General features: G+C 66.1%; 24 protein-coding genes. 17 read left to right on the top strand and 7 right to left on the bottom strand.

Annotation, left to right across the window (positions count from 1 at the left end; translation table 11 throughout):
- Positions 1 to 11: 11 nt before the first annotated feature.
- Entirely contained in the window at positions 12 to 788 is a 777-nt protein-coding gene (locus AC5P7I_RS03405; protein WP_032961276.1) for a DUF481 domain-containing protein, read from the bottom strand.
- Positions 789 to 894: 106 nt separating this feature from the next.
- Complete coding sequence (locus AC5P7I_RS03400) at positions 895 to 1,497, bottom strand: LolA-like protein (RefSeq protein ID WP_134966655.1); 603 nt, start codon at positions 1,495 to 1,497, stop codon at positions 895 to 897.
- A gap of 81 nt (positions 1,498 to 1,578) precedes the next feature.
- Here AC5P7I_RS03400 and AC5P7I_RS03395 point away from each other — a divergent pair, with 81 nt between their 5' ends.
- Both AC5P7I_RS03395 and AC5P7I_RS03390 read left to right on the top strand, forming a co-directional pair.
- Positions 1,579 to 2,550, top strand: a complete 972-nt coding sequence (locus AC5P7I_RS03395; RefSeq protein ID WP_014648507.1) for a helix-turn-helix transcriptional regulator — start codon at positions 1,579 to 1,581, stop codon at positions 2,548 to 2,550.
- 25 nt (positions 2,551 to 2,575) lie between these two features.
- Positions 2,576 to 3,370 carry a MetQ/NlpA family ABC transporter substrate-binding protein gene (locus tag AC5P7I_RS03390; protein ID WP_014648506.1) on the top strand — a complete coding sequence of 265 codons (795 nt, stop codon included), beginning with the start codon at positions 2,576 to 2,578 and terminating at the stop codon, positions 3,368 to 3,370.
- A gap of 136 nt (positions 3,371 to 3,506) precedes the next feature.
- On the opposite strand, the gene glpK is transcribed toward AC5P7I_RS03390, so the two are convergent.
- The 3 genes from glpK to AC5P7I_RS03375 all read right to left on the bottom strand — a co-directional run bounded on the left by glpK (position 3,507) and on the right by AC5P7I_RS03375 (position 7,499).
- Positions 3,507 to 5,006, bottom strand: a complete 1,500-nt coding sequence (glpK, locus tag AC5P7I_RS03385) for a glycerol kinase GlpK (protein ID WP_262087855.1) — start codon at positions 5,004 to 5,006, stop codon at positions 3,507 to 3,509.
- A gap of 105 nt (positions 5,007 to 5,111) precedes the next feature.
- Positions 5,112 to 6,617, bottom strand: a complete 1,506-nt coding sequence (gene glpD / locus AC5P7I_RS03380) for a glycerol-3-phosphate dehydrogenase (protein WP_262087856.1) — start codon at positions 6,615 to 6,617, stop codon at positions 5,112 to 5,114.
- Positions 6,618 to 6,863: 246 nt separating this feature from the next.
- On the bottom strand, positions 6,864 to 7,499 hold the full coding sequence (locus AC5P7I_RS03375; RefSeq protein ID WP_014648503.1) for an OmpW/AlkL family protein: 636 nt from the start codon (positions 7,497 to 7,499) through the stop codon (positions 6,864 to 6,866).
- A gap of 186 nt (positions 7,500 to 7,685) precedes the next feature.
- Between AC5P7I_RS03375 and AC5P7I_RS03370 the strand changes: the two genes are divergently transcribed.
- The 3 genes from AC5P7I_RS03370 to lpdA all read left to right on the top strand — a co-directional run bounded on the left by AC5P7I_RS03370 (position 7,686) and on the right by lpdA (position 11,991).
- Positions 7,686 to 8,201 carry a DNA-deoxyinosine glycosylase gene (locus AC5P7I_RS03370; RefSeq protein WP_262087857.1) on the top strand — a complete coding sequence of 172 codons (516 nt, stop codon included), beginning with the start codon at positions 7,686 to 7,688 and terminating at the stop codon, positions 8,199 to 8,201.
- A 167-nt stretch (positions 8,202 to 8,368) separates the two neighbouring features.
- A complete protein-coding gene (gene aceF / locus AC5P7I_RS03365; protein WP_262087858.1) occupies positions 8,369 to 10,081 on the top strand; it encodes a dihydrolipoyllysine-residue acetyltransferase in 1,713 nt (570 codons plus the stop codon).
- Positions 10,082 to 10,188: 107 nt separating this feature from the next.
- The gene (gene lpdA / locus AC5P7I_RS03360) at positions 10,189 to 11,991 is read left to right on the top strand and encodes a dihydrolipoyl dehydrogenase (RefSeq protein ID WP_046432640.1); all 1,803 of its coding nucleotides are present in this window, start codon (positions 10,189 to 10,191) and stop codon (positions 11,989 to 11,991) included.
- Positions 11,992 to 12,541: 550 nt separating this feature from the next.
- Here the strand turns inward: lpdA and AC5P7I_RS03355 are convergent.
- Positions 12,542 to 13,360: a hypothetical protein gene (locus AC5P7I_RS03355; protein WP_046432636.1), complete on the bottom strand. Its 819-nt coding sequence runs from the start codon at positions 13,358 to 13,360 to the stop codon at positions 12,542 to 12,544.
- A 458-nt stretch (positions 13,361 to 13,818) separates the two neighbouring features.
- Between AC5P7I_RS03355 and AC5P7I_RS03350 the strand changes: the two genes are divergently transcribed.
- The 10 genes from AC5P7I_RS03350 to AC5P7I_RS03305 all read left to right on the top strand — a co-directional run bounded on the left by AC5P7I_RS03350 (position 13,819) and on the right by AC5P7I_RS03305 (position 23,321).
- Positions 13,819 to 14,184, top strand: coding sequence for a hypothetical protein (locus tag AC5P7I_RS03350; protein ID WP_014648497.1), 366 nt, complete (start codon positions 13,819 to 13,821; stop codon positions 14,182 to 14,184).
- 31 nt (positions 14,185 to 14,215) lie between these two features.
- Positions 14,216 to 15,016, top strand: a complete 801-nt coding sequence (gene atpB / locus AC5P7I_RS03345) for a F0F1 ATP synthase subunit A (protein WP_014038569.1) — start codon at positions 14,216 to 14,218, stop codon at positions 15,014 to 15,016.
- Between the two features lie 73 nt (positions 15,017 to 15,089).
- Complete coding sequence (atpE, locus tag AC5P7I_RS03340; protein WP_005411133.1) at positions 15,090 to 15,395, top strand: F0F1 ATP synthase subunit C; 306 nt, start codon at positions 15,090 to 15,092, stop codon at positions 15,393 to 15,395.
- A gap of 106 nt (positions 15,396 to 15,501) precedes the next feature.
- The gene (locus tag AC5P7I_RS03335) at positions 15,502 to 15,972 is read left to right on the top strand and encodes a F0F1 ATP synthase subunit B (RefSeq protein ID WP_005419512.1); all 471 of its coding nucleotides are present in this window, start codon (positions 15,502 to 15,504) and stop codon (positions 15,970 to 15,972) included.
- A gap of 2 nt (positions 15,973 to 15,974) precedes the next feature.
- Entirely contained in the window at positions 15,975 to 16,502 is a 528-nt protein-coding gene (locus tag AC5P7I_RS03330; RefSeq protein ID WP_032129048.1) for a F0F1 ATP synthase subunit delta, read from the top strand.
- Between the two features lie 44 nt (positions 16,503 to 16,546).
- A complete protein-coding gene (gene atpA, locus AC5P7I_RS03325; RefSeq protein WP_005419511.1) occupies positions 16,547 to 18,094 on the top strand; it encodes a F0F1 ATP synthase subunit alpha in 1,548 nt (515 codons plus the stop codon).
- A 97-nt stretch (positions 18,095 to 18,191) separates the two neighbouring features.
- The gene (atpG, locus tag AC5P7I_RS03320; RefSeq protein WP_014648494.1) at positions 18,192 to 19,055 is read left to right on the top strand and encodes a F0F1 ATP synthase subunit gamma; all 864 of its coding nucleotides are present in this window, start codon (positions 18,192 to 18,194) and stop codon (positions 19,053 to 19,055) included.
- A 37-nt stretch (positions 19,056 to 19,092) separates the two neighbouring features.
- A complete protein-coding gene (gene atpD, locus AC5P7I_RS03315; protein WP_005419510.1) occupies positions 19,093 to 20,499 on the top strand; it encodes a F0F1 ATP synthase subunit beta in 1,407 nt (468 codons plus the stop codon).
- A 113-nt stretch (positions 20,500 to 20,612) separates the two neighbouring features.
- A complete protein-coding gene (locus AC5P7I_RS03310; RefSeq protein WP_005419509.1) occupies positions 20,613 to 21,035 on the top strand; it encodes a F0F1 ATP synthase subunit epsilon in 423 nt (140 codons plus the stop codon).
- 72 nt (positions 21,036 to 21,107) lie between these two features.
- Positions 21,108 to 23,321: a YfhO family protein gene (locus AC5P7I_RS03305; protein WP_262087859.1), complete on the top strand. Its 2,214-nt coding sequence runs from the start codon at positions 21,108 to 21,110 to the stop codon at positions 23,319 to 23,321.
- Positions 23,322 to 23,334: 13 nt separating this feature from the next.
- Here AC5P7I_RS03305 and AC5P7I_RS03300 read toward each other — a convergent pair whose 3' ends face one another.
- Positions 23,335 to 23,718 carry a GtrA family protein gene (locus AC5P7I_RS03300; RefSeq protein ID WP_041863846.1) on the bottom strand — a complete coding sequence of 128 codons (384 nt, stop codon included), beginning with the start codon at positions 23,716 to 23,718 and terminating at the stop codon, positions 23,335 to 23,337.
- An 83-nt stretch (positions 23,719 to 23,801) separates the two neighbouring features.
- Between AC5P7I_RS03300 and glmU the strand changes: the two genes are divergently transcribed.
- Positions 23,802 to 25,169: a bifunctional UDP-N-acetylglucosamine diphosphorylase/glucosamine-1-phosphate N-acetyltransferase GlmU gene (gene glmU / locus AC5P7I_RS03295; RefSeq protein ID WP_014648491.1), complete on the top strand. Its 1,368-nt coding sequence runs from the start codon at positions 23,802 to 23,804 to the stop codon at positions 25,167 to 25,169.
- A complete protein-coding gene (locus tag AC5P7I_RS03290) occupies positions 25,138 to 25,671 on the top strand; it encodes a GNAT family N-acetyltransferase (protein WP_046432626.1) in 534 nt (177 codons plus the stop codon). Before glmU ends, AC5P7I_RS03290 begins: the two co-directional genes overlap by 32 nt.
- The last annotated feature ends 20 nt before the right edge of the window (positions 25,672 to 25,691 follow it).

The following is a 25,691-nucleotide window of genomic DNA, read 5'->3' as shown; positions in this document are numbered from 1 at the left end:
GCCCGTTCTGCTTACTTGAACTTGTAGACCACGTTCATCGTGGTCAGCGTATCGGTCTTGCGCTTGTCCTCGGCCACGTCACTGTTGTAGCGCGCCTGCCAGCCGGCCTTCAGTGCCAGGTGCTCGTTCATGCTCACCGAGACACCGAAGTCGTTCTGGCCGAAGGTGTTGTACGAACCGGATTCGACCAGCAGCGTGTTGACCAGGTCGGTGTTGTCAGTCAGCGAATACTTCATGTCGAACAGGCCACGGCCGATCAGGCCGGTGCGGGTGCGGTCGTCCTCGGTGCTGTGGGTGCGGCGCACACCGGGGCCGATCTGCGCGTCGAACGAGAAGCGCTCGGTGTTCCACAGGCGGGTGCCGTAACCCAGACCGAACGAGCTCTGGCGGTCGTAGGTGGCGAAGTCGTCGCGTTCCGTACGCACCGTCGCGGTCAGCTGGCGGTGTTCGCCCAGCTGCAGCGCGCTGCCGGCACTGCCGGTGTAGCGGTTGGCGGTGGTGTTGTTGCGGCGGGTGGTGGTGCCGTCGTCGTTGGTTTCGGTCACCTTGGAGCTGGAGCGCAGGCCGAACAGGTCCATGCTGTGCACCCAGTCACCGTCGGTGTAGCGCAGGCGCAGGCGGCCGTTGAAGCTCTCGGTGCTGCTGTTGCCGCGTGCCGAGGCAAACCCGAGCTCGCCACCACTGCCGCTCCACGGCGAGGACATCGCCGCCAGTTCGGAGGCATCCTGTGCGTATGCGAGCGGCGCACACAGCAGCAGGGGGATCAGCAGGGACACGCGCAGGGACATCGAGGCTTCTCCGGAACGGTTGACAGCCGGTGATGATACTGGAAGCGTGATGGCGGTCCGAATCGATCCAATGCGCGCTTCAGCGAACGTTGGCGCGGTCGCCTATTCAGGGCAGATCGACGCGCACCTCAGGGTCGTTGAAGCGCGAATAGCGCAGGCGCAGCTGGAAGCTGCGGCCATTGCTGCTGCCGCTGCGTACGATCTGGCGTGGCAGGCCCTGGGCATCCACCCAGTACTCCAGGCGTTCGCCGGGCTGGGCACCGCGCAGCCGGTAGTGCCGGGTCTGCACCCCGTCCAGCGACTGGCTGCCGAGATCTTCGGCCTTCAGATCGGCGGGCAGGGCATCGGCGGGCAGCGGGTTGCGCCATTGCTCGAGCAGGCCGGGCGGGGTCGGCACTTGGCGGATCGCGCCGTCGGCCTGCAGGAACATGGTGTCGCCGATGATGGTCTGCGGCCCCGCCGGCGTCTCCACCCGGAAACGATCGGGCGCGACGAAGTCCATGGCGCTGCGCACCGGCTGTGGTGCGCCCAGCACCTCCAGTTCGGCGTGGAAGCTGCGCAGGGCCGCGAAACGCTGGCTGGCGCCCAGCACCGCCTGCGTCGGATCGGCGACGGGTACCGGGGGCTCGGCGCCGGCCGGCGCCGGCGCGCGATCACAGGCGGCCAGCAGCAGGCAGGCCAGCAGGGACAGGGCAGGCAACCGGCGCATCGGGCATTCCATGGGGGTGGGGGCGACCACGATAGCCCAAACGTCCCACACAAGACCCGCGACTCGGACATAATCGGGGGTATGGACCGATACGAACGCATCACCGCCCTGCATCGTCTGCTCAAGTCCGCGCGCTATCCGGTGACGGTGGCGACCCTGCAGGACAAGCTCGGTTGTTCCCGCGCCACCGTCTACCGCGACCTGGCCTTCCTGCGCGATGCGCTGATGGCACCGATCGAGGGCGACGGCGAGGCGGGCTTCCGCTATCAGGCTGACGAGAGCGACCGTTTCGAGCTGCCCGGCCTGTGGCTCAGCTCGGAGGAGCTGCATGCCCTGCTGGCCTCGCAGCACCTGCTGGCGCGGACCGGCGGTGGTGTGCTGTCGTCGGTGCTGGCACCGCTGCAGCAACGCATCGAGAGCCTGCTGGCGGCCCAGGCCGGCGTGTCCAGCTGGCCGGTCGACCGCGTGCGGGTGATTCCGCACCGTGGCCGCAAGTTTGACGAAGGCAGCTTCCGCAGCGTCGCATCGGCCGTGCTGGAGCGCCGCCAGCTGGCGTTCGAGTACCGTGCCCGTTCCACCGACGAGCCGACCAAGCGCACCGTCTCGCCGCAGCGCCTGACCCACTATCGCGACAACTGGTACCTGGATGCCTGGGACCATGACCGCGACGCCCTGCGCAGTTTCGCGGTCGACCGCATCCACAAGGCGCGGGTGGTCGACAGCACCGCGCGCGACGTCGCCGACAGCGAGCTGGACGAGCAGCTCGGCGCCAGCTACGGCATCTTCTCTGGCGCGCCGAAGGGCTGGGCGACCATCCTGTTCAGCGCCAAGGCCGCGCGCTGGGTGGCCGACGAGCACTGGCATTCCAAGCAGCAGGGCCGCTTCCTGGCCGACGGCCGCTATGAGCTGAAGGTGCCGTACAGCGTCTCGCGCGAGCTGCTGATGGATGTGCTGCATTACGGCTCGGATGCCGAGATCGTCGAGCCCATGATGCTGCGCGAGCAGGCCAAGGCGTTGCTTGAGCTGGCCCTGAGCAACTACGAAAACTCCTGACACTCCCCCGAGAATTCAATCCCCCATGAAAAAGACCCTGTTGCTGCCCCTGCTCGCCGCTGCGCTGGCCCTGACCGCCTGCGGCAAGTCCGGCGAGCCCTCGCAGAAGCTGGTGGTGGCCGCCACGGCCGTGCCGCATGCCGAGATCCTCGAGGTGGTCAAGCCGATCCTCAAGCAGGAAGGCGTGGACCTGGACGTGCGGGTGTTCAATGACTACGTGCAGCCCAACGACCAGCTGGTGCAGAAGCAGGTGGATGCGAACTACTTCCAGACCGAGCCCTACCTGGATGCCTACAACCGCGACCGCAAGACCGACCTGGTGAAGGTGATCGGCGTGCACATCGAGCCGTTCGGTGCGTACTCGCGCAAGGTCAAGTCGCTGGCCGAGCTGCGCGAAGGCGCCGACGTGGTGATCCCGAACGACCCGAGCAACAACAGCCGCGCGCTGATCCTGCTGCACAAGGCCGGCGTGATCGAGCTGAAGGACCCGACCAACGCACTGGCGACCCAGCGCGACATCATCGCCAATCCGAAGAACCTGAAGTTCCGCGAGCTCGACTCGGCGATGCTGCCGCGCGTGCTGGACCAGGTCGACCTGGCCCTGATCAATACCAACTACGCGCTGGACGCAGGCCTCAACCCGACCCAGGATGCGCTGGCGATCGAGAGCAAGGACTCGCCGTACGTGAATTTCCTGGTCGCGCGCCCGGACAACAAGGACGACGCCCGCGTGCAGAAGCTGGCCAAGGCCCTGACCAGCCCGCAGGTGAAGGCGTTCATCGAGACCAAGTACAAGGGCGCAGTGCTGCCGGCGTTCTGACGCCAGCGCCCATTCGCCTGTAGAGCCGAGCCTATGCTCGGCTCTGCTTTTTGCGGTATCCCGCCAGCAGCAGCCGAGCATGGCTCGGCTCTACAGTGTCACTCCACGTGCCGCAGCAGGGCAGGGCATTGCCATTTCAATCGACGTGGAAGGCGAGGGTGGCGGCCACCGCCTGCTGCCATCCCGCATACAGTTTCTCGCGCCGGGCCACCTCCATCCGTGGCTCGAAGCGCCGGTCCAGGCCCCATTGCGCGGCGATCTGTTCGCGGCTGTTCCAGAACCCCACTGCCAGGCCGGCCAGATAGGCCGCACCCAGCGCGGTGGTCTCGGTCAGTCGCGGCCGCAGCAGCGGCACACCGAGAATGTCGGCCTGGAAACCGGCCAGGAAGTCGTTGCCGATCGCACCGCCATCAGCGCGCAGCTCGGTCAGCGCGATACCCGCATCGGACTGCATCGCATCGAGTACATCGCGGGTCTGGTAGGCCATCGCTTCCAGCGCGGCGCGCACGAAGTGCGCCTTGCGGGTGCCACGGGTCAGGCCGAACATCGCACCGCGCACATCACTGCGCCAATAGGGCGCGCCGAGGCCGACGAACGCCGGCACCAGGTAGGCGCCGCCACTGTCGGGCACCTGCGCAGCCAGCGCCTGGCTGTCGCTGGCGCGTTCGATCATGCGTAGTCCATCGCGCAGCCACTGCACCACCGAGCCGGCGATGAAGATCGAACCCTCCAGCGCGTACTCCACGCGCCCGTCCAGGCCCCAGGCAATGGTGGTCAGCAGGCCGTTGCGCGACCGCACCGCCTGCGCGCCGGTGTGCATCAACATGAAGCAACCGGTGCCATAGGTGTTCTTGACCATGCCCGGCTGGAAACAAGCCTGGCCGAACAGCGCCGCCTGCTGGTCACCGGCGATGCCGGCGATGGGGATCGGGTGGTCGAAGAAGAACTGCGGCCGGGTGTGTGCGTACACCGCGCTGGAGTCGCGCACCTGCGGCAGCATCGCGCGCGGAATGTCGAGCAGGGCCAGCAGGTCGTCATCCCAGTCCAGCGTGTGGATGTTGAACAGCAGCGTGCGCGCCGCATTGCTGTAGTCAGTCACATGTGCCTGGCCACCGCTGAGGTTCCACACCAGCCAGCTGTCGATGGTGCCGAACAGCAGCTCACCACGTTCGGCGCGCTGCTGCGCACCATCCACGTGGTCGAGGATCCAGCGCACCTTGGTCGCGGAGAAATAGGCGTCGATCAGCAGCCCGGTCCGCTCGCGGATCAGTGCTTCATGCCCGTCGGACTTCAGCCGCTCGCAGATGGCGTGGCTCTGCCGCGATTGCCAGACAATGGCGTTGTGGATCGGCTGGCCGGTGGCACGGTCCCAGACCACGGTGGTTTCGCGCTGGTTGGTGATGCCCAGCGCGGCGATATGGCGTGGGTCGATCTGCCCGCGGCTGAGCAGTTCGGTCAATGTGGCATAGACGCTGGTAAGGATCTCGCGGGGGTCATGCTCGACCCAGCCGGGCTGCGGGAAGATCTGCGCGAACTCGCGCTGCGCGCTGCCGACGATGCCGCCGGCGCGGTCGAACAGGATCGCGCGCGAACTGGTGGTGCCCTGGTCGATGGCCAGCACGTAGCGGGGCGTCATGCAGCGTCTCCAATGGCGATGGGGAAATCCTAATGCATCGATCGCGTCGCGCGCGGCTGCCCTGGTAGCTGCCAACCTGGGTTGGCACACGTGGCAACACGGGGGTCAGAGCCCTTTCCGTGGAAAAGGGATCCGACCCTCCATCCACGCCTGCAGCCGTGCCACCTGCGCAGCATCCAGCCGCAACCCCAGCTTGCTCCGGCGCCACAGGATATCGTCGGTGTCACACGCCCACTCGCGTTCGCGCAGGAAGTCCACTTCGCGTGCATGCAGGCCACCGCCGAAGTCCTCGCCCAGATCGTGCAGGCCCTGTACACCCTGCAGCAGTTCCGCGCTGCGACTGCCATAGGCCCCGGCCCAGCGTCGCGCGATACCTGCGGGCAACCACGGTGCCAGCGCCAGCAGGCGCGAGCACGCCTGTGCGGCGTCGCCCCAGTCGCTGCCCGGCAGCGGGTCTCCGCGCGCCGTCCAGGCCGGTCCCATCTGTGGCAGGGCAGGGCGCAGCAGGTCCAGTGCCTCCTCGGCCAGCACCCGGTAGGTGGTCAGCTTGCCGCCCAGTACATGCAGCGCCGGTGCCGGGTCCACCTGCACCTGCAGGCGGTAGTCGCGGCTCAGCTGCGCTGCGCGCGGATCCGGGTCGGCCAGCAATGGACGGACACCGGCGAACGCCCAGACCACCTCGTCCGGGGCGATGGGGTCACGCAGGTAGCGATTGGCCGCTTCGCACAGGTAGGTCACCTCGGAAGGCAGCACGCTGCAGCGCGCCGGGTCACCGCGATAGTCGGTATCGGTGGTGCCCACCAGCAGGTGGTCGTGGGCGAAAGGCAGCAGGAACACCACCCGTCCGTCGGGCTGCTGCAGCAGGCAGGCGCTGTCATCGGGCCAGGGCCTGCGCAGCACGATGTGGCTGCCCTGCACCAGGCGCAGCGCAGGGGCGCCGCTGCGCGTCTGCATCCGTTCCAGCAGGCCCCCGGCCCACGGGCCCGCCGCATTGACCACGGCGCGGGCATTCACGGGGTGCCGCTGGCCATCGGCGGATTCCAGAACGGCCCGCCACCGGCCCTGCACGGGGTGCAGGTCGATGCAGCGGCTGCGCACCTGCACCTGTGCGCCCCGCTGCGCGGCATCCAGGGCGTTGAGCAGTACCAGCCGCGCGTCATCGACCTGCGCATCGGCGTAGCTGAAGGCCTGCCGCAGCGCCGGGGAGAGCCACTGGCCGAGCGGATCGTGCTGCAGTTCCAGTGCGCGTGACGCGGGGAAGGCGGGGCTGCGCCGGCCCAGATGGTCGTACAGCCACAGCCCCGCGCGCAGCATCCAGCGCGGGCGCAGGTGCGGTTCCCACGGCAGGACGAAGCGCAGCGGATGGACCAGATGGGGCGCCTGCCGGCGCACCACCTCGCGTTCGCCCAGCGCCTTGCGCACCAGCCCGAACTCGCCCTGCTCCAGGTAGCGCAGGCCGCCGTGGATCAGCTTGCTGCTGGCGCTGGAGGTGTGCGCGGCCAGGTCATGCTGTTCGCACAGCAGCGCGCGCAGGCCGCGACCGCTGGCGTCACGGGCGATGCCGGCGCCATTGATGCCGCCACCGATCACCAGCAGGTCGACGTCGTCCATCGTGTCTCCGCGTCCTGTGCCTGTAGAGCCGAGCCGCGCCACCCTTGACCGTGGGCGCCATTGAACGTAACGCATCGCAATGCGCGCGGAGCCCGCCGCTCGACTCGGAATAGGGGGCTTGGCTCGACTCTACAAAAAAGCAGCCGAGCATGGGCTCAGCTCTACACGCGGAACGCGGGTGACGGAAACGACGACGGGCCCCGAAGGGCCCGTCGCGTTGCATCAGTGAAGCAGGTGCTGCCTGGATCAGAAGCGGGCGCCGATGCCGAAGCCGACGGTCCACGGATCCATCTTGGCTTCGCCGATCTTCTCGCCGCCGACCTTGATGTCCGGGCGGGCGCGCATGTAGCGGGCGTCAGCACGGGCGAACCAGGTGGAGTTGATGTTCATGTCGACGCCGACGGTGCCGATCACGCCCTTGGCATCCTTGAAGCGGATGTCGGTGTCAGCGCCGTTGCCCAGCTTCTCGTTGCTGAAGCTCGACTGGTAGTAGCCCACGCCCACGAACGGGCGGAACACGTTGTCAGCCTGGCCGAAGTGGTACTGGCCGCTCAGCGCGACCGGCTGCTGCTCGACCGAACCCAGGCGGGCGTTGTTCGGGCCCTTGAACTTGTTGTCGAACTTGTCGGCAGCGCCCCACAGCTCAACGGCCCAGTTGTCGTTGATGTAGTAGCTGAAGCTGACGGTCGGCGCCGGGCCACCGTCGGTCTTCTTCACGCCGGTGATCGGGTCGTTCTTCGGCTCCAGCAGCGAGATGCCGCCAACAACGGCAAAATGCTTGCCCGAAGCGGTATCGGTGGTGCTGCTGTCCTGGGCGAAAGCGGCCGGCGCGAAGGCGGCGGAGGTCAGCAGGGCGAGACTCAGGATACGGATGGAGCGCATGGGGGTATCTCCTAATGTTTCTTGTTTTGGGCCCCCGGTTGCGGGGCGAGCACACCGTAGTCGCCCCAACATGAATCGAATCCGACGCACGTTAAAAAATAGTTTTCCTTGTTCAGCGACGGGTGCGGAATGCCTTTATTCATGGCGTTTTCTGCTCTCGCCGACATTCATGCAGTTGGAGAAGATGTGAGCACGGCAACGTTGTGCATTGGCCTGCCAGCGCAGGTGAACGTGGGATGCCGGGTGCTGCTGCTGGGCTCGATGCCAGGCGTGGCATCCCTGCAGGAGCAGCGCTACTACGCGCATCCTCGCAACCGCTTCTGGCCGCTGATGGCCGATATCTGCGGTTTCGACGCGGATCTGCCCTATTCGCAACGGCTGCAGGCGTTGAAGGCCGCAGGCATCGGCCTGTGGGATGTGATCGGGCGCTGCGAGCGGCGCGGCAGCCTGGATGCGGACATCGTGCGTGGCACGGAAGTGGCCAATGCACTGCCGGAACTGATCGCCACGTTGCCTGAGCTGACGCTGATCGGCTGCAATGACGGCGCGTCATTGCAGGCATTCCAGCGCTGGGTGTTGCCGCGGCTGGAGGCCCCGCCGAAGGTGGTCGCGCTGCCGTCGACCAGCCCTGCCAATGCGGCGTGGTCGTTGCCGCGCCTGCGCCAGGCCTGGCAGCCGGTGGCCGACGCGCGGGCGACATGAAGCGGACATCGCCTGGACAATACGCTACCGACTGGTCGCGCACCCGACCCATGGGCAACAGCCTGTCCCGGCTGCGTGCGTACTGAAAACACCTGTAACGGTTGGCGCTGGACCCCGCTGGCCGCACAATAGACGTTTCCCTACACCAGATTGCCGGAGTTATCCCCATGGCCGAAATCAAGGAAGCACTTGTCCCCGATATCGGTGACTACAGCGATATCCCGGTAATCGAGGTGCTTGTCGCCGTCGGCGACACGGTCAAGAAGGACCAGGGCCTGGTGACGCTGGAAAGCGACAAGGCGACCATGGAAGTGCCGTCCTCGGTGGCGGGCGTGGTCAAGGAGCTCAAGGTCAAAGTGGGCGACAGCCTGTCCGAAGGCAAGGTCGTGGCCCTGATCGAAGTGGCCGAAGGCGAAGCCGCCAAGCCGGCCGCTGCCGCACCGGCACCGGCACCGGCCAAGGCCGCTGCCCCGGCTGCCGCCACCCAGAGCGCGCCGGCCGCAGCTGCGCCGGCCGCTCCGGCTGCCAGCGGTGGTGCGGTTGAAGCCCTGGTGCCGGACATCGGCGACTACGCCGGCATTCCGGTCATCGAAGTGCTGGTCGCCGTGGGCGATACGGTCAAGAAGGACCAGGGCCTGGTCACGCTGGAAAGCGACAAGGCCACCATGGAAGTGCCGTCGTCTGTGGCCGGCGTGGTCAAGGAGATCAAGGTCAAGGTGGGCGACAATCTGTCGCAAGGCGACATGGTTGCCATCATCGAAGCCGAGGGCGCTGCCGCGCCGGCGCCGACCAAGGCCGCTGCTGCTGCCGCTCCGGCTGCCGCAGAGACCGCCACCAAGGTCGAGCCGGTCGCTGTGCCGGCGCAGCCGGACAAGCTGGCGGCCCGCGAGATCGCCTCGGCCGGTACCCCGTCCAGCCCGCCGGTGCAGTTCAATGCCGATGGCGTGTTGCCGGCCAAGGTGCCGTACGCCACCCCGGCGGTGCGCGTGTTCGCCCGCGAGCTGGGCGTGGACCTGCTGCAGATCAACGGCACCGAGAAGGGTGGCCGCATCACCAAGGGTGACGTACAGAAGTTCGTCAAGGCCGCGCTCAGCGGTGGCGTGCCGGCCGCTGCCGGTGGCGCCGTCGCCGCTGGTGGTGGCCTGAACCTGCTGCCGTGGCCGAAGGTCGACTTCAGCAAGTTCGGCGAGACCGAAGTCCAGCCGCTGTCGCGCATCAAGAAGATCTCCGGTGCGAACCTGGCCCGCAACTGGGCCATGATCCCGCACGTCACCCAGTTCGAGCAGGCCGACATCACCGACCTGGAAGGCCTGCGCGTGGCGTTGAACAAGGAGAACGAGAAGGCCGGCATCAAGCTGACCATGCTCGCCTTCCTGATCAAGGCCAGCGCCGCAGCGCTGAAGAAGTTCCCGGAATTCAACGCCTCGCTCGATGCCAGCGGTGAAAACCTGACCCTGAAGAAGTACTTCCACATCGGTTTCGCCGCCGACACGCCGAACGGCCTGGTCGTGCCGGTCATCCGCGACGTGGACAAGAAGGGCGTGGTGCAGATCGCGCAGGAAACCGGCGAACTGGCCAAGAAGGCACGCGACGGCAAGCTGGGCCCGGCGGACATGAGCGGCGGCTGCTTCTCGATCAGCTCGTTGGGCGGCATCGGCGGCACCGCGTTCACCCCGATCGTCAACGCACCGGAAGTGGCCATCCTCGGCGTCTCCAAGTCGTCCATCCAGCCGGTCTGGAACGGCAAGGAATTCGCACCGAAGCTGATGCTGCCGCTGTCGCTGAGCTACGACCACCGCGTCATCGACGGCGCACTGGCCGCACGCTTCACCACGTACCTGTCGCAGGTACTGGCCGACATGCGCCGCGTGCTGCTGTAAGGCACCGCTTCGCCCCCACCGTGCGGCCGCAGCCCCTGGCGCGGCCGCGTGAACAGATGCAGTGACAGCCCGCCGGCGCCGCCGGGCGGGCACGAGGAAAACCCACCATGGCCACGATTGAAGTCAAGGTTCCCGACATCGGCGATTACAGCGATGTGCCGGTGATCGAAGTGTTGGTCGCCGTCGGCGACACGGTGAAGAAGGACCAGGGTCTGGTAACCCTGGAGTCGGACAAGGCCACCCTGGAAGTGCCGTCCTCGGCCGCTGGTGTGGTCAAGGAAATCAAGGTCAAGCTGGGCGATACCCTGTCCGAAGGCGCCGTGGTCGTGGTGCTGGACGCTGAAGGCGCCGCCGAAGCCCCGGCCAAGGCCGCCGCGCCGGCTCCGGCCGCCCCGGCCAGCAAGCCGCCGGTGACCCCGTCGCACCGCGCCCCGGCCGAACCGGCTGCGCCGAAGCCGGCGCTGTCCAGCGGCAAGCCGGCCGACATCGAATGCGAGATGGTCGTGCTGGGCTCCGGCCCGGGCGGCTACACCGCAGCCTTCCGCGCCGCCGACGTCGGCCTGGATACGGTGCTGGTCGAACGTTACGCCAGCCTCGGCGGCGTCTGCCTCAATGTCGGCTGCATCCCGTCCAAGGCGCTGCTGCATGCTGCTGCGGTCATCGACGAAGTGGCCCACGCCGGTGATTTCGGCGTCGAGTTCGGCAAGCCGACCATCACCCTGGACAAGCTGCGCGCGTACAAGGAAAAGGTCGTCAACCAGCTGACCAAGGGCCTGGCCGGGATGGCCAAGCAGCGCAAGGTCCGCAACGTGCAGGGCGTTGGCAGGTTTGTCTCGGCCAACGAGCTGGAAATCACCGCGGCTGACGGCAGCACCCAGCTGCTGCGCTTCCAGAAATGCATCATCGCCGCCGGTTCGCAGGCGGTGAAGCTGCCGAACTTCCCGTGGGACGACAAGCGCGTGATGGATTCCACCGATGCGCTGGAGCTGGCCGAAGTGCCGGGCTCGCTGCTGGTCGTCGGCGGCGGCATCATCGGCCTGGAAATGGCCACCGTGTACAGCGCGCTGGGCAGCAAGGTCACCGTGGTCGAGTTCATGGACCAGCTGATGCCGGGCGCCGACAAGGACCTGGTCAAGCCGCTGGCCGACCGCCTGAAGAAGCAGGGCATCGAGGTGCACCTGAAGACCAAGGCCTCGGGCGTCACCGCCGATGCCAAGGGCATCACCGTGACCTTCGAAGCCGCCGAGGAAGGCCAGGCGCCTGCGCTGGCGCAGGGCACCTTCGACCGCGTGCTGGTGGCCGTGGGCCGCTCGCCGAACGGCAAGAAGATCGATGCCGAGAAGGCCGGCGTGCAGGTCACCGACCGCGGCTTCATCCCGGTCGATCGGCAGATGCGTACCAACGTGCCGCACATCTTTGCCATCGGCGACATCGTCGGCAACCCGATGCTGGCCCACAAGGCCACGCACGAGGGCAAGCTGGCCGCTGAAGTGGCAGCCGGCCACAAGAAGGAGTGGGTCGCCCGCGTGATTCCGTCGGTGGCCTACACCAACCCGGAAATCGCCTGGGTCGGCGTGACCGAGACCGAAGCCAAGGCCAAGGGCCTGAAGGTCGGCGTGGCCAAGTTCCCGTGGGCCGCCAGTGGCCGCGCGATCGGCATCGGTCGCACCGAGGGCTTCACCAAGCTGATCTTCGACGAAGAGACCCACCGCATCATCGGTGGCGCGATCGTCGGCGTGCATGCCGGCGACCTGCTGGCCGAGATCGGCCTGGCGATCGAGATGGGTGCGGAAGCGGAAGACATCGGCCACACCATCCATGCGCATCCGACGCTGAGCGAGTCGGTGGCGATGGCCTCGGAAATCTACGACGGCACGATCACCGATCTGTACATGCCGAAGAAGAAGTAAGGCGTCCGCGCCGTTCCGAACGAAAAGCCCTGGCATCTGCCGGGGCTTTTTTTCTTCGATCAGTGCTGCAGCAAAGGGTGGGGCCACTGCACGGGTGGCAGGCATTTCGACAAATGTCCCCCGTCGCCCGCCTGCGGCGGTCGCCTCCTCCTTTACTTTGTCGAAATGCCCGCCACCCGCGCAGCAGCTCGGCTTGCGGACAGTCGAGAGCAGTGCCAAAGCCGCCCGGATGCCCACTCCCCCCAGCGCTCGACCACGCCTGCGTCTACGGCAATTGCCACCCGTGCAGCGGCTCGGCTTGCAGATAGTCGAGAGCCAGTGCCTGGGCCGCCGGGATGCCTGACACGCGGAGGGAGCGGGGGTTGTGTGCGAAGTAAAGGAGGAGGCGTCGGCCGCAGGCCGGCGCCGGGGGACATTCGCACGCAGCCCCCGCTCCCTCCAGCGCTCGACCAACCCCGCTTCTGCTCGCTGCCAGCAACCCACAAAAAACGCGGCCCCGATGTTCCGGAGGCCGCGCCAGGAGAGAAGATGCCGTGGAAGGGGCAGGGGATCAGAACACGAAGCTGATACCGGCCACCGGGCCCTTGAATTCCTGCTTCAGGCCGACCGTGCCGTCGCTGCCCTTCTTGTCCACGTCCAGCTTGAACCAGTCGTAGCCGGCGAACACACCGAAGTTCTTGGTGAAGCGGTAATCGACGATCGCATTGGCGCGGCTCAGGTCGCCCTTGTAGTCATCGAAACTGCCCCAGCGCGTGTTCAGGTACTGGCCCTGCAGCGTGATCATCCAGCGCTCGGACGGAGTGAAGGTCATGCGCGCACCCACCACCGGTGCCACGCCATCGGCCTTCTCGTTGAGGAACTGGCCTTCATACACCGTGCCCAGGTCCGCGTAGCCCTTGGTGCTGACCTTGGCGTACTCGCCACCGATCTGCAGGCCCAGGTCGAAGGTGTCGGTATCGACGACCGAGTAGTCATAGACCAGGCTGGCCACCTGGTACTTCAGCTCGCCCTTCACGAAGCTGCCGGCCGGCACGCTCTCACCGCCGAAGGAAATGCCCTGGTCAAGCGTCTCGCGACGGTCCTTGTCGTACTTGAAGTAGTTGAACAGCAGGCGCTGACGGTTGCTGATGCGGAACATGCCGTCGATGCGCGGCTCCCATTCCTTGCCACCCAGCTTGAAGTCCTGGTCCAGGGAGATGTCCTGGCCGGCCACGGTGGTGCTGCCACGCAGCGTGTTGTCCGAATCGATGTTCATCGCACCCAGACGGATGGCGAAGCGGTCGTCGCCTTCGGCGGCGTGGGCGGCATTGGCGAACGAGGCGCCGGCAGCGAGCAGGGAAAGGGCGAGCAGGGTGGGTACGGGGCGCATCGAAGAGTCCTTGCAGTGGTTCATCAGAATGAAGACCACTGTGCCGGACGCCGCCGTCCACCATCCGTGAACGTATGGTCCACGGAGTGTGCACGGTTCAGCCCTGTCGCGACGACGCAAAAAGATGGCCCCGGAGACGGGCTTCGGGGCCATCGTGGGACCTGCGGGGCGGAGCGTCGACGAGGTTGCTGCAGGCAGGTCGAAAGATCGGACCGGCGCATCCAGCGAAAGTTCCGCGCCTGCGACCAAAGTTCAATACTGCGGTGCAGCATCACGCGGACGTCATTGTCCCCCGGGTGGCACGCAAAAATGTAACCGTTACCGCAACTTGCGGCTTCCAGGGATGAACAGGCAGCGGTTGTCTCGCAAATTGTCCCATTGCTATAATTTGGCGGCTCGATGAGGCCCCCCTGCTGTAGCCGCCTCAGCCCTCCACTTGCAACCACGCGGGACGTCCTGTGCTGAACTCCGTTGATGCGGGTCGGCGACTGATGCTGCGCGCCGCGGTCTACCCGCTGGCCGCGGTGGCTGTCCTGGCCCTGGCCTTCCTGCTGGTAGGCCCGAAGTATGCCCTCGGCGCGCTGGCGTCCGGTGTGGCCATTTCGGCCGGCGGCTGGGTTGCGGCACGGATGGCTCTGGGCGGTGGTGCGGTGGCCGCAGGATCGGCGATGGCTCGCCTGATCATTGCGATCGTGGCCAAGTGGGTCGTGGTTTTCGGCGTCCTGCTGGTGGGGTTCCTGGTCTTCAAGCTGCCTGCATTGGCGCTGTTGGCCGGTATCGCCGTCGGCTTGATGTTCCAGGTCCTGGCCATGGCCAGGCGTTGACAGAATTCAATTAACTGAAGGTTCCGGACACATGGCGGGCGAGGCTCTAACCCCTACCAGCTACATCCAGCATCACCTGCACAACCTGACCGCACCGGTCGGCAAGGGTGAGGGTATGTTCTGGCATATCCACGTCGATACCTTCCTCACCGCCGTCCTGATGGGCCTGGTGATCGTTGTCGCGTTCTGGCTGGGAACCCGCAAGGCCACCGCCGGCGTGCCGGGCAAGTGGCAGGCCTTCGTCGAGATCTGCCTGGAGTTCGTCGACCGCCAGGCCAAGGACACCTACCACGGCAAGAGCAAGCTGGTCACGCCGATCGCCATCACGATCTTCTTCTGGATCCTGTTGATGAATCTGCTGAAGATGATCCCGGCCGATTTCATCGCCAAGCCGCTGGAATGGGTGGGCGTGCACTACTGGAAGCCGGTGCCGACCGCTGACGTCAATGCCACCCTCGGCATGGCCATCAGCGTGTTCTTCCTGATGCTGTTCTTCGCGCTCAAGTCCAAGGGCCTGGTCGGCTTCGTTAAGGAATTCCTGACGGCGCCGTTCGGCAAGTGGATGATGCCGTTCAACCTGATCCTCAACATCGTCGAGTGGCTGAGCAAGCCGATCTCGCTGGCGATGCGACTGTTCGGCAACATGTTCGGCGGCGAAATCGTGTTCCTGCTGATCTGGGTGCTGGGTGGTGCCGGTTTCTTCGGCGCCATCGCGGGTGGTGTGTTCGGCCTCGGCTGGATGCTGTTCCACCTGCTGGTGATCCCGCTGCAGGCCTTCATCTTCATGATGCTGTCGATCGTGTACCTGAGCCTGTCGGAAGACGCTCACTGAGTTTCAAGCTTCAACGCGTTTCAACCTTCATCCGTTTCATCACCCTTAGCAACTTAAGTTCCTGGAGATAACCATGTACTTCGCCGTCCTGACCAACTTCGCGCAGATTCAGAGCTCCACCGCCCTTGCCGTCGGCATCATGATCGGCCTGGCCGCGCTGGGCGCCGGTCTGGGTCTGGCCATCATGGCTGGTAAGTTCCTGGAGTCGGCCGCGCGCCAGCCGGAACTGATCCCGGTCCTGCAGGTCCGCATGTTCATCACCGCCGGCCTGATCGACGCCGCGTTCATCATCTCGGTCGCCGTTGGCCTGCTGCTGGCCTTCGCCAACCCGCTGTCGGCTGCCTTTGCTGGCGCCGTCACCAAGGCTCTGGCCGGCTGATACAGCGGTTTGAGACGACCGGGTGCTGATGCACCCGGTTTCGGATGAAGGCCGGATGTGCCGCTTCGGCGGCACGTCCACCCCGAAACCAGCGATCGAGCTAACCATGAATATCAATTTCACCCTTCTTGCGCAGGCGCTGGCCTTCGCTGGTCTGATCTGGATCATCGCGACCAAGATCTGGCCGCCGCTGATGAACGCGATCGAAGAGCGCCAGCAGAAGATTGCTGAAGGCCTCGCTGCTGCCGACCGCAGCCAGAAAGATCTGGCCCAGGCGCAGGAGAAGGTCAACGAAGCGCTGAAGGAAGCCCGCACCAAGGCCAACGAGATCATCGATCAGGCCCACGCGCGTGCCAACCAGATCGTTGATGCAGCCCGTAACGAAGCGATCACCGAAGCCACCCGTCAGAAGGAACTGGCCCAGGCTGAAATCGACGCCGCCGCCAACCGTGCCCGTGAAGATCTGCGCAAGCAGGTGTCCGCGCTGGCCGTGACCGGTGCCGAAAAGCTGCTCAAGCGCGAAATCGACGCCAACGCCCACAAGGCGCTGCTCGACGAGCTGGCCTCGGAGATCTAAGGATGAGCCAGGCCCTCACGCTTGCCCGCCCGTACGCCCGCGCCGCGTTCGCGACCGCGCGCGACGAAGGTGCGTTCGCGCCGTGGTCGGACGCCCTGGCGTTCTCCGCCCACGTCGCCGCCGACCCGCGCGTGGCGGCCCTGCTCGCCAACCCGGAGCTGGGTCGTGACGACGCCGTCGCCCTGCTGGCGCCGGTGTCGCACGGCGAGACCTACTCGCGCTTCCTGGCCATCCTGGCCGAATCGCATCGTCTGCCGCTGCTGCCGGAAATCTCCGGCATGTTCGACGCCCTGCGCGCCGAAGCCGAGCACGTGGTCAAGGCCACGGTGACCTCGGCTTCCGAGCTGTCGGCCGGCGAGCTGGACGCGATCAAGGTCGCGCTGCGCAAGCGCTTCAACCGCGAGGTCGACGTGACCACCGCGGTCGATGCTTCGCTGATCGGCGGCGCCGTGATCGACGCCGGCGACGTGGTCATCGATGGTTCGCTGAAGGGCAAGCTGGCCCGTCTGCAGACCGCGCTCGCTAACTGAATTCATTTAACGTCCGGCCCCGCTGCCGGCACTAGGACTTGACGATGGCAACCACGCTCAACCCCTCCGAAATCAGCGAACTGATCAAGAACCGCATCGAGAAGGTCAAGCTGGCCGCGGAATCGCGCAACGAAGGCACCGTGACCAGCGTGTCCGACGGCATCGTGCGCATCTTCGGTCTGGCCGACGTGATGCAGGGCGAAATGATCGAACTGCCGAACAACACCTTCGCCCTGGCCCTGAACCTGGAGCGCGACTCGGTCGGCGCCGTGGTCCTGGGTGACTACGAGCACCTGCGCGAAGGCGACGTCGCCAAGACCACCGGCCGCATCCTGGAAGTGCCGGTCGGCCCGGAACTGCTGGGCCGCGTCGTGAACGCGCTGGGCGAGCCGATCGACGGCAAGGGCCCGCTGGGCACCGACCTGACCGCTCCGGTGGAACGCGTTGCTCCGGGCGTGATCTGGCGCAAGTCGGTCGACCAGCCGGTGCAGACCGGTTACAAGTCGGTCGACTCGATGATCCCGATCGGCCGTGGCCAGCGCGAGCTGATCATCGGTGACCGTCAGACCGGCAAGACCGCCATGGCGATCGATGCGGTGATCAACCAGAAGGGCACCGGCATCAAGTGCGTGTACGTTGCGATCGGCCAGAAGGCGTCGACCATCGCCAACATCGTGCGCAAGCTGGAAGAGAACGGCGCGCTGGCCCACACCATCGTGGTGGCCGCGACCGCTTCCGAATCGGCTGCCATGCAGTACATCAGCGCCTACTCGGGCTGCACCATGGGTGAGTACTTCATGGACCGCGGCGAAGACGCGCTGATCGTGTACGACGATCTGTCCAAGCAGGCCGTTGCCTACCGCCAGATCTCGCTGCTGCTGAAGCGTCCGCCGGGCCGTGAAGCCTACCCGGGTGACGTGTTCTACCTGCACTCCCGTCTGCTCGAGCGCGCTGCCCGCGTGTCCGAGGAATACGTCGAGAAGTTCACCGAAGGCAAGGTCACCGGCAAGACCGGTTCGCTGACCGCGCTGCCGATCATCGAGACCCAGGCCGGCGACGTGTCCGCCTTCGTTCCGACCAACGTGATCTCGATCACCGACGGCCAGATCTTCCTGGAAACCGACCTGTTCAACGCCGGCATCCGCCCGGCCGTGAACGCCGGTATCTCGGTGTCGCGCGTCGGTGGCTCGGCCCAGACCAAGATCATCAAGAAGCTGTCGGGCGGCATCCGCATCTCGCTGGCCCAGTACCGTGAGCTGGCTGCGTTCGCGCAGTTCGCCTCGGACCTGGACGAAGCGACCCGCAAGCAGCTGGAGCGTGGCCAGCGCGTCACCGAGCTGATGAAGCAGAAGCAGTACGCGCCGATGTCGATCGCCAACCAGGCGCTGTCGATCTACGCCGTCAACGAGGGTTACCTCGACGACGTGCCGGTCAACAAGCTGCTGGCGTTCGAAGAAGGCCTGCACGCCCACTTCGCCAACACCCAGGGCGAGCTGATCAGCAAGGTCAACGCCACCGGCGGTTGGGACAACGACATCGAAGGTGCCTTCAAGAAGGGCATCGCCGAGTTCAAGACCACCGGCAGCTGGTAATCGCGGTCCTGTAGAGCGGAGCCGCTGGCTCCGCTGGACCAGATGACAAACGGTTGAACAACGCGGGGCATCAGCCCCGCGCCACGGGAAACAAGAGATGGCAAGCGGACGCGAAATCAAAACCAAGATCAAGAGCGTGCAGAACACCCGCAAGGTGACGCGCGCCCTGGAAATGGTCTCGGCCTCCAAGATCCGCAAGGCGCAGGATCGGATGAAGACCTCGCGTCCGTACGCGCAGGCGATGAAGCAGGTGATCGGTCATCTGGCCCAGGCCAGCACCGACTACCAGCATCCGTTCCTGGTCGAGCGCGAGCAGGTCAAGCGGGTCGGTTTCATCGTGATCTCCTCCGATCGCGGTCTGGCCGGCGGCCTGAACAACAACCTGTTCCGCAAGATGCTGGGCGAAGCCAAGGCATGGCAGGACAAGGGTGCCGAAGTGGACCTGGTGACCATCGGCCAGAAGGCTTCGACCTTCTTCCGCCGCGTGAAGGTCAACATGGTCGGCAGCGTGACCCACATCGGCGACGTGCCGAAGCTGGAATCGCTGATCGGTGTGATCAAGGTCATGCTCGACGCCTTCACCGAAGGCAGGATCGACCGCGTGTACCTGGTCTACAACCGCTTCGTGAACACCATGGTGCAGAAGGCCAGCTTCGATCAGCTGCTGCCGCTGCCGCCGGCTGAGAAGCAGGTCGCTCACCACGACTGGGATTACCTGTACGAACCCGATGCCGCGACCGTGCTCGAGCACGTGATGACGCGTTACATCGAGTCGCTGGTGTACCAGGCACTGCTGGAAAACGTCGCCTCCGAGCATGCGGCACGCATGGTTGCGATGAAGGCGGCGAGCGACAACGCCAACAAGCTGATCGGCACCCTGCAGCTCGTCTACAACAAGGCGCGCCAGGCAGCGATCACCCAGGAAATCTCCGAAATCGTCGGCGGCGCGGCAGCAGTCTGACCGCGTTCGTTCAAAGCACACATTAGAGGATGCAGCAATGAGTCAGGGCAAGATCGTTCAGATCATCGGCGCGGTCGTCGACGTCGAATTCCCGCGTGAATCGGTGCCGAAGGTGTACGACGCACTGAAGGTGGAAAACACCGAGATCACCCTCGAAGTCCAGCAGCAGCTGGGCGACGGCGTGGTGCGTACCATCGCCCTCGGTTCCACCGACGGCCTGAAGCGCAACCTGGTTGCCGTCAACACCGGCCGTGGCATCTCGGTGCCGGTCGGCGCCGGCACCCTGGGCCGCATCATGGACGTGCTTGGCCGTCCGATCGACGAAGCCGGCCCGGTCGCTGCCAGCGACAACTGGGAAATCCACCGCGCTGCGCCGTCGTATGAAGACCAGTCCCCGGCCACCGAGCTGCTGGAAACCGGCATCAAGGTCATCGACCTGATGTGCCCGTTCGCCAAGGGCGGCAAGGTCGGCCTGTTCGGCGGCGCCGGCGTCGGCAAGACCGTCAACATGATGGAACTGATCAACAACATCGCCAAGGCGCACAGCGGTCTGTCCGTGTTCGCCGGCGTGGGTGAGCGTACCCGTGAGGGCAACGACTTCTACCACGAAATGAAGGACTCCAACGTCCTGGACAAGGTGGCGATGGTGTACGGCCAGATGAACGAGCCGCCGGGCAACCGTCTGCGCGTCGCCTTGACCGGCCTGACCATGGCCGAGTACTTCCGCGACGAGAAGGACGAAAACGGCAAGGGTAAGGACGTCCTGCTGTTCGTCGACAACATCTACCGTTACACCCTGGCCGGTACCGAAGTGTCGGCACTGCTGGGCCGCATGCCGTCCGCCGTGGGTTACCAGCCGACCCTGGCCGAGGAAATGGGCGTCCTGCAGGAGCGCATCACCTCGACCAAGAACGGTTCGATCACCTCGATCCAGGCCGTCTACGTTCCCGCGGACGACCTGACCGACCCGTCGCCGGCGACCACCTTCGCCCACCTGGACTCGACCGTGACCCTGTCGCGTTCGATCGCCTCGCTGGGTATCTACCCGGCCGTCGATCCGCTGGACTCCACCAGCCGCCAGATGGATCCGCTGGTCATCGGCCACGAGCACTACGACACCGCCCAGCGCGTCCAGCAGACCCTGCAGAAGTACAAGGAACTGAAGGACATCATCGCCATCCTGGGCATGGACGAACTGTCCGAAGAAGACAAGCAGGCCGTGTCGCGCGCCCGCAAGATCGAGCGCTTCTTCAGCCAGCCGTTCCACGTGGCCGAAGTGTTCACCGGTTCGCCGGGCAAGTACGTGCCGCTGAAGGACACCATCCGTGGCTTCAAGGCCATCGTCGATGGCGAGTACGACCACCTGCCGGAGCAGGCGTTCTACATGGTCGGCGGCATCGAAGAAGCGGTCGAGAAGGCCAAGAAGATGGCCGAGAAGGCCTGATCCGGGACGGGCGGGAGCGATCCTGCCCGACCTGACGCCGGCGCCGGGCAACCGCCCGCGCCGGTGGACCCCCACGGCGGCATTGCGCCGCCGCGAACAGCGAAGAGATTTGCATGAGCACGATCCGTTGCGACATCGTCAGCGCCGAGCAGGAAATCTTCCGTGGCGAAGCGACCCTGGTCGTGGCCACCGGTGAGCTGGGCGAACTGGGCATCGCGCCCAAGCACGCGCCGCTGATCACCCGCCTGAAGCCGGGCAAGGTGGTGGTGACCACGCCGAACGGCGAGCAGCTGGATTTCGCCATTTCCGGCGGCATCCTGGAAGTGCAGCCGCAGGTGGTGACCGTGCTGGCCGACACCGCGATCCGCGCGCAGGACATCGACGAAGCCTCGGTCCGCAAGGCCAAGGAAGAAGCCGAGCGCATCCTGGCCAACCGCGGCGAAGCGATGGAAGTGGCTGAAGCCCAGCAGAAGCTGGCCGAAGCCGTCGTCCAGCTGCAGGCGCTGGAGCGCCTGCGCAAGAATCTCAAGCACTGAGGTTCGCGCGTCATCAAGCACAAGCGCCGGCTAGCTGCCGGCGTTTTTGTTTGTTCGCCACAGGAGCAGGGAATGCAGCACTACTCGACAGCGATTGAAGGCGGCAGCTGGCAGCGGCCGTGGCGCACACCGGCAGGCGTGTTCCTGATTGCGTGGATCGTTCTGTGCCTGCCATGGCTCAGTGGCATCAAGACCATTCCCTTTGATGCCGTGCAGCAGTTCTTCCCGGCGGTCAGTTTCAGTGCCGAGCAGTTGCGTCACCTGCAGGCCCCCTGGTGGAATCCGTATCTCTACGGTGGCTACCCGCAGGTGGCCGATCCGCAGATGATGACGCTGCAGCCGACGATGCTGCTGCCGATGCTGCTGGCGCCGGGCTCCCTGCACCTGTTCACGGTGGTGGTGCTGCTGCATGTGCTGGCAGGCGGCCTGGGTGCACTGCGGTTGAGCCGCGTGCAGGGCATGCCGCCGCCGGCGCAGCTGCTGTTCGCACTCACGCTGATGTTTGGTGGCGTGGCCGCGTCGCGCCTGCAGCACACGCCGATGATCATCAGCTACTGCCTGCTGCCCTGGCTGTGGCTGGGCCTGGAGCAGGTCCGCCGGCGGGGACGGATGCGCGACATCCTGCTGGCCGGTGTGGCCGGCGGGATGTGTGCGCTTCAACTGACCCAGGTCACCTATTTCATCATCCTCACGTGCGTGATCTACGCCGTGGCTGCTGTCGTGCTGGCACAGGGGCAGCGCATGCGCCTGCTGTGGCAGCTGGGCGTGGTGGCCATTCTCGCCGGTGGTGTCAGTGCGCCGCAGTGGCTGTCCACGCTGGCCTGGCTGGACCAGACCAATCGCAATGGCCTGACGCTGGAAGCCGCGCTGCCGGGTGCCATCCACTGGCAGACACTGGTGACACTGCTGTCGGGCAACGTGTTCTCGCAGGGGCGCGGCGACAGCTGGGCCTTCGGTGATATCAGCGCCGATTACCTCTATGTGGGGGCAGTGCCGCTGGCGCTGTGGCTGCTCTGGGGCGGTGAGGTGCTGCGGCGCAAGCCGGCGGCGACGCGCGTCGCGCTGTGTGCGCTGACGCTGGCGATCATGGTCGCGGTGGGTGGCGCCACGCCGCTGTTCCCCTGGTTGTTTGGCTGGCTTCCGGGGCTGGACCTGTTCCGGCGCCCGTCCGATGCGCTGTTCCTTACCGTGCCTGCGGCGGCGTGGCTGGGTGCCAGTGCCCTGCAGGTTGCCCTGCAGCGGCAGCCATTGCGATTGCATCGGGTGTCCGTGGCGGTCGTCGCAGTGCTGGGCGCGTGCGCTGCGTGGCTGGCGATCGATCATGGTCATCCGCTCGCTTTCGCCTGGCTTGCGGTCAGCGCCGCGCTGGGCGTAGCCGCGGTGTGGGTGCTGCGCCGCCACCAGTCACCTGCGCGCTGGGTGCTGGCGCTGGTGCTGTTGGACCTGCTGTTGTTCAACGTCGGCACCAGGTTCAACGCGGGCAGCGGCACAAAGTCGGTGCTCACCGCCGATCGTGCGGGTCCTGCGCAGCGCGCCTATGCGCTGCTGGCGGCAGAGCGGCATATCGGCATACCCGAGCGCGCGGTGGTCTTCGGCATCGGCGGACTCACCAACGGCGCGGCGGTGCATGCCATTGCGCTGGCAAACGGCTACAACCCGCTGCTGGCAAGCGACTATCTGCAGATGACCGGGATGCCGGGCGAGCCGGTGGATACCTTCCAGCAGAAGGTCCCCACTGCCTGGATGCCAGACACCGCTGCTCCCCTGTACGACCTGCTGGGCGTGCGTTGGCTGCTGGCCCAGGAGCCGTTCCCGGGCTCCAGCGCGCAGGGCGACCAGGTGGAACTTGCGCGGCGTGACAGCGTGCTGCCACGGGTGCTGAATCCGCGGCAGGTGCGCCGCCATGAGGAGCGTCTACCGCCTGCGCCGCTGTTCAACCAGACCGATTTCAACCGGCAGCTATGGCTGCCGGCAGCCGCCAGCAGCCACTGTGCCGAACAGGATGCCGGCGAGGCCACGGTACAGGTGCTGCACTACCAGCCTGGACGCATCGAGCTGACGGTGGTGGCCGACCATGCAGCATGGGTGGTGATCAACGAAACCACCGGTCGTGGCTGGCAGGCGCAGCTCGAGGATGGCCAGGTACTGCCGCTGCTGCGCGGCAATGGCCTCTTCCATGCGTTGTGCGTGCCGGCCGGGCAGCATCAGGTGCGGTTGCGCTACAGCGCGCTGCAGCTGTGGCGTGAGGGACTGGGAGCGCGCCTGCGCCGTGACGGTGATCGCTGACCGCTGACCGCGATCAGCGGTACACCACGTAGCGCATCAACAGGAACGACACGCACGCCAGCCCGCCTTCCACCAGTGGCTTGGCCAGCCAGGTGTACTGCAGGCCCAGCGCGTGGTCGACCAGGCTCACCAGCAACGTGCTTGCCGCAGTCAGCAGCAGCCACAGCCCGAAGAAGCGTGCAAAGCGCTTCCAGCCCAGCTTGTGGGTGCCGGCCTCGGCAAAGGTGTAGCGGCCGTTGAGCCAGAAGCCCAGCAGCATGCCGGCCAGGCGCCCGGCGACGTTGGCCGGTGCGACCGGCATGCCAAGCGCGGTGGCGACCACGAACACCAGCCAATCGACCAGCAGCTGCACGAGCCCGATCACGAGGTAGGCGCTTCCCTGGCGGACAAGGCTCATCGGCATGGTGAAGGAGGAGGGATGCCCATGTTAACGGCGTACGCTCTAGAATCGTCGGCAACGAACCACGGACTGCCGTTCCCATGACCCAAGCCCTGCACGTCATCATCCTCGCCGCCGGCGCCGGCAAGCGCATGAGGTCGGTGCTGCCGAAGGTGCTGCAGCCGATCGCCGGCCAACCGATGCTGGCGCACGTGATCGATGCGGCCCGCGAACTGCAACCGGCGGCCATCCATGTGGTCTACGGCCATGGCGGTGAGGCGGTGCGGCAACAGTTCGCCGACCAGCCCGACCTGCAGTGGGCTGAACAGGCGCAGCAGCTGGGTACGGGCCACGCGGTGGCGCAGGCGATGCCGCAGGTGCCGGATGCCGTGCAGGTGCTGGTGCTGTACGGCGATGTACCGCTGATCCGTGCGCAGACCCTGCGCGATCTGCTGGCGCAGCCGGGGCGGTTGGCGGTGCTGGTCGCCGAGGTTGATGACCCGACCGGTTACGGCCGCGTGCTGCGCGATGCCGAAGGCAAGGTGGGAGCGATCGTCGAGCAGAAGGACGCGACCGACGACCAGCTGCGCGTGCGCACGATCAACACCGGCATCATCGCCGCGGAGTCGACCGCGCTGCGCCGCTGGCTGTCGCAGCTGTCCAACCGCAATGCACAGGGCGAGTACTACCTGACCGATGTGTTCGCGTTTGCCGCGCATGAGTACACCCCGGCCGAAATGGCACTGGTGGCCGACGCGCAGGAAGCCGAGGGGGCAAACGATCCCTGGCAGCTGTCGCAGCTGGAGCGTGCCTGGCAGCATCGCGCCGTGCGTGCGCTGTGCGCACAGGGTGCACGCGTGCGCGACCCGGCACGACTCGACATCCGTGGCACCGTCACCGTGGGCAGTGACGTGCTGATCGATGTCGATGTCGTTCTCGAAGGCAACATCGTGCTCGGCGACGGCGTTACCATCGGTCCGTTCAACCGCCTGAAGGACGTTACTCTCGGCCCCGGTACCGAAGTACGCGCGCACTGTGATCTGGAGGGTGTGGTCACCGAAGGCGCGGCGCTGGTCGGTCCGTTCGCGCGCCTCCGCCCAGGTACCGTGCTGGCCGATGGCGTGCACGTCGGCAACTTCGTCGAAACCAAGAAGGTCACCCTCGGCGTCGGCAGCAAGGCCAACCACCTCACCTATCTGGGTGATGCGGTGATCGGCAGCAAGGTGAACATCGGTGCCGGCACAATCACCTGCAACTACGACGGCGTGAACAAGTCGACCACCACCATCGGCGACAACGCGTTCATCGGTTCCAACAGTTCGCTGGTGGCGCCGCTGACGATCGGCGAGGGCGCGACCATCGCTGCCGGTTCGGTCATCACCCGCACCGCCCCGGACGGCAAGCTGACACTGGCCCGCGCACGACAGGAAACCATCGATGGCTGGAAGCGCCCGGTCAAGAAGTCCTGAGCCACGTATTCCGCATGCCGACGAGCTCGGCGTGCTGCCGGCAATTGAACAGCGTGCCGGCGAACTGCTGAAGGATCACGAAGCCCATCCGGTATTTGCCGGCCACGGCCTGGATCTGCCGACGCTGCAGGACGGCCTTCAGCGGGGCCAGCTGTGGGTTGTGGATGGCCCCGGCGGCGACATTGCCGGCTACCTGCTGGGCGGCGAGCTGTGTGGCGAGTTCCATGTCCTGCAGATGGATGTGGACCCGGCGCACGCGCGTCGTGGCCATGGCCGCGCATTGCTGCGGCACGCCTTGGCGCAGGCCAGGGCCACCGGCTTTGCTGCAGCGGTGCTGACCACCTTGAGCGATGTGCCATGGAATGCAGCCTTCTATGCCAGCGAAGGGTTCGACGTAGTGCCTGAGGCTGAGTGGAACGACGGCCTGCGCGCCGTCATGGCCGAAGAGGCTGCGCTCGGGTTTCCGATGCACCTGCGGGTGGCGATGCGGCGGACCTGGTAGGTGCCGGCCCTGGTCGGCAC

The sequence above is a fragment of the Stenotrophomonas sp. YJH_SMC_138 genome, assembly GCF_059369855.1.
Note: the sequence above shows the minus strand (reverse complement) of the source record. Positions and strands in the feature narration are given on the sequence as shown.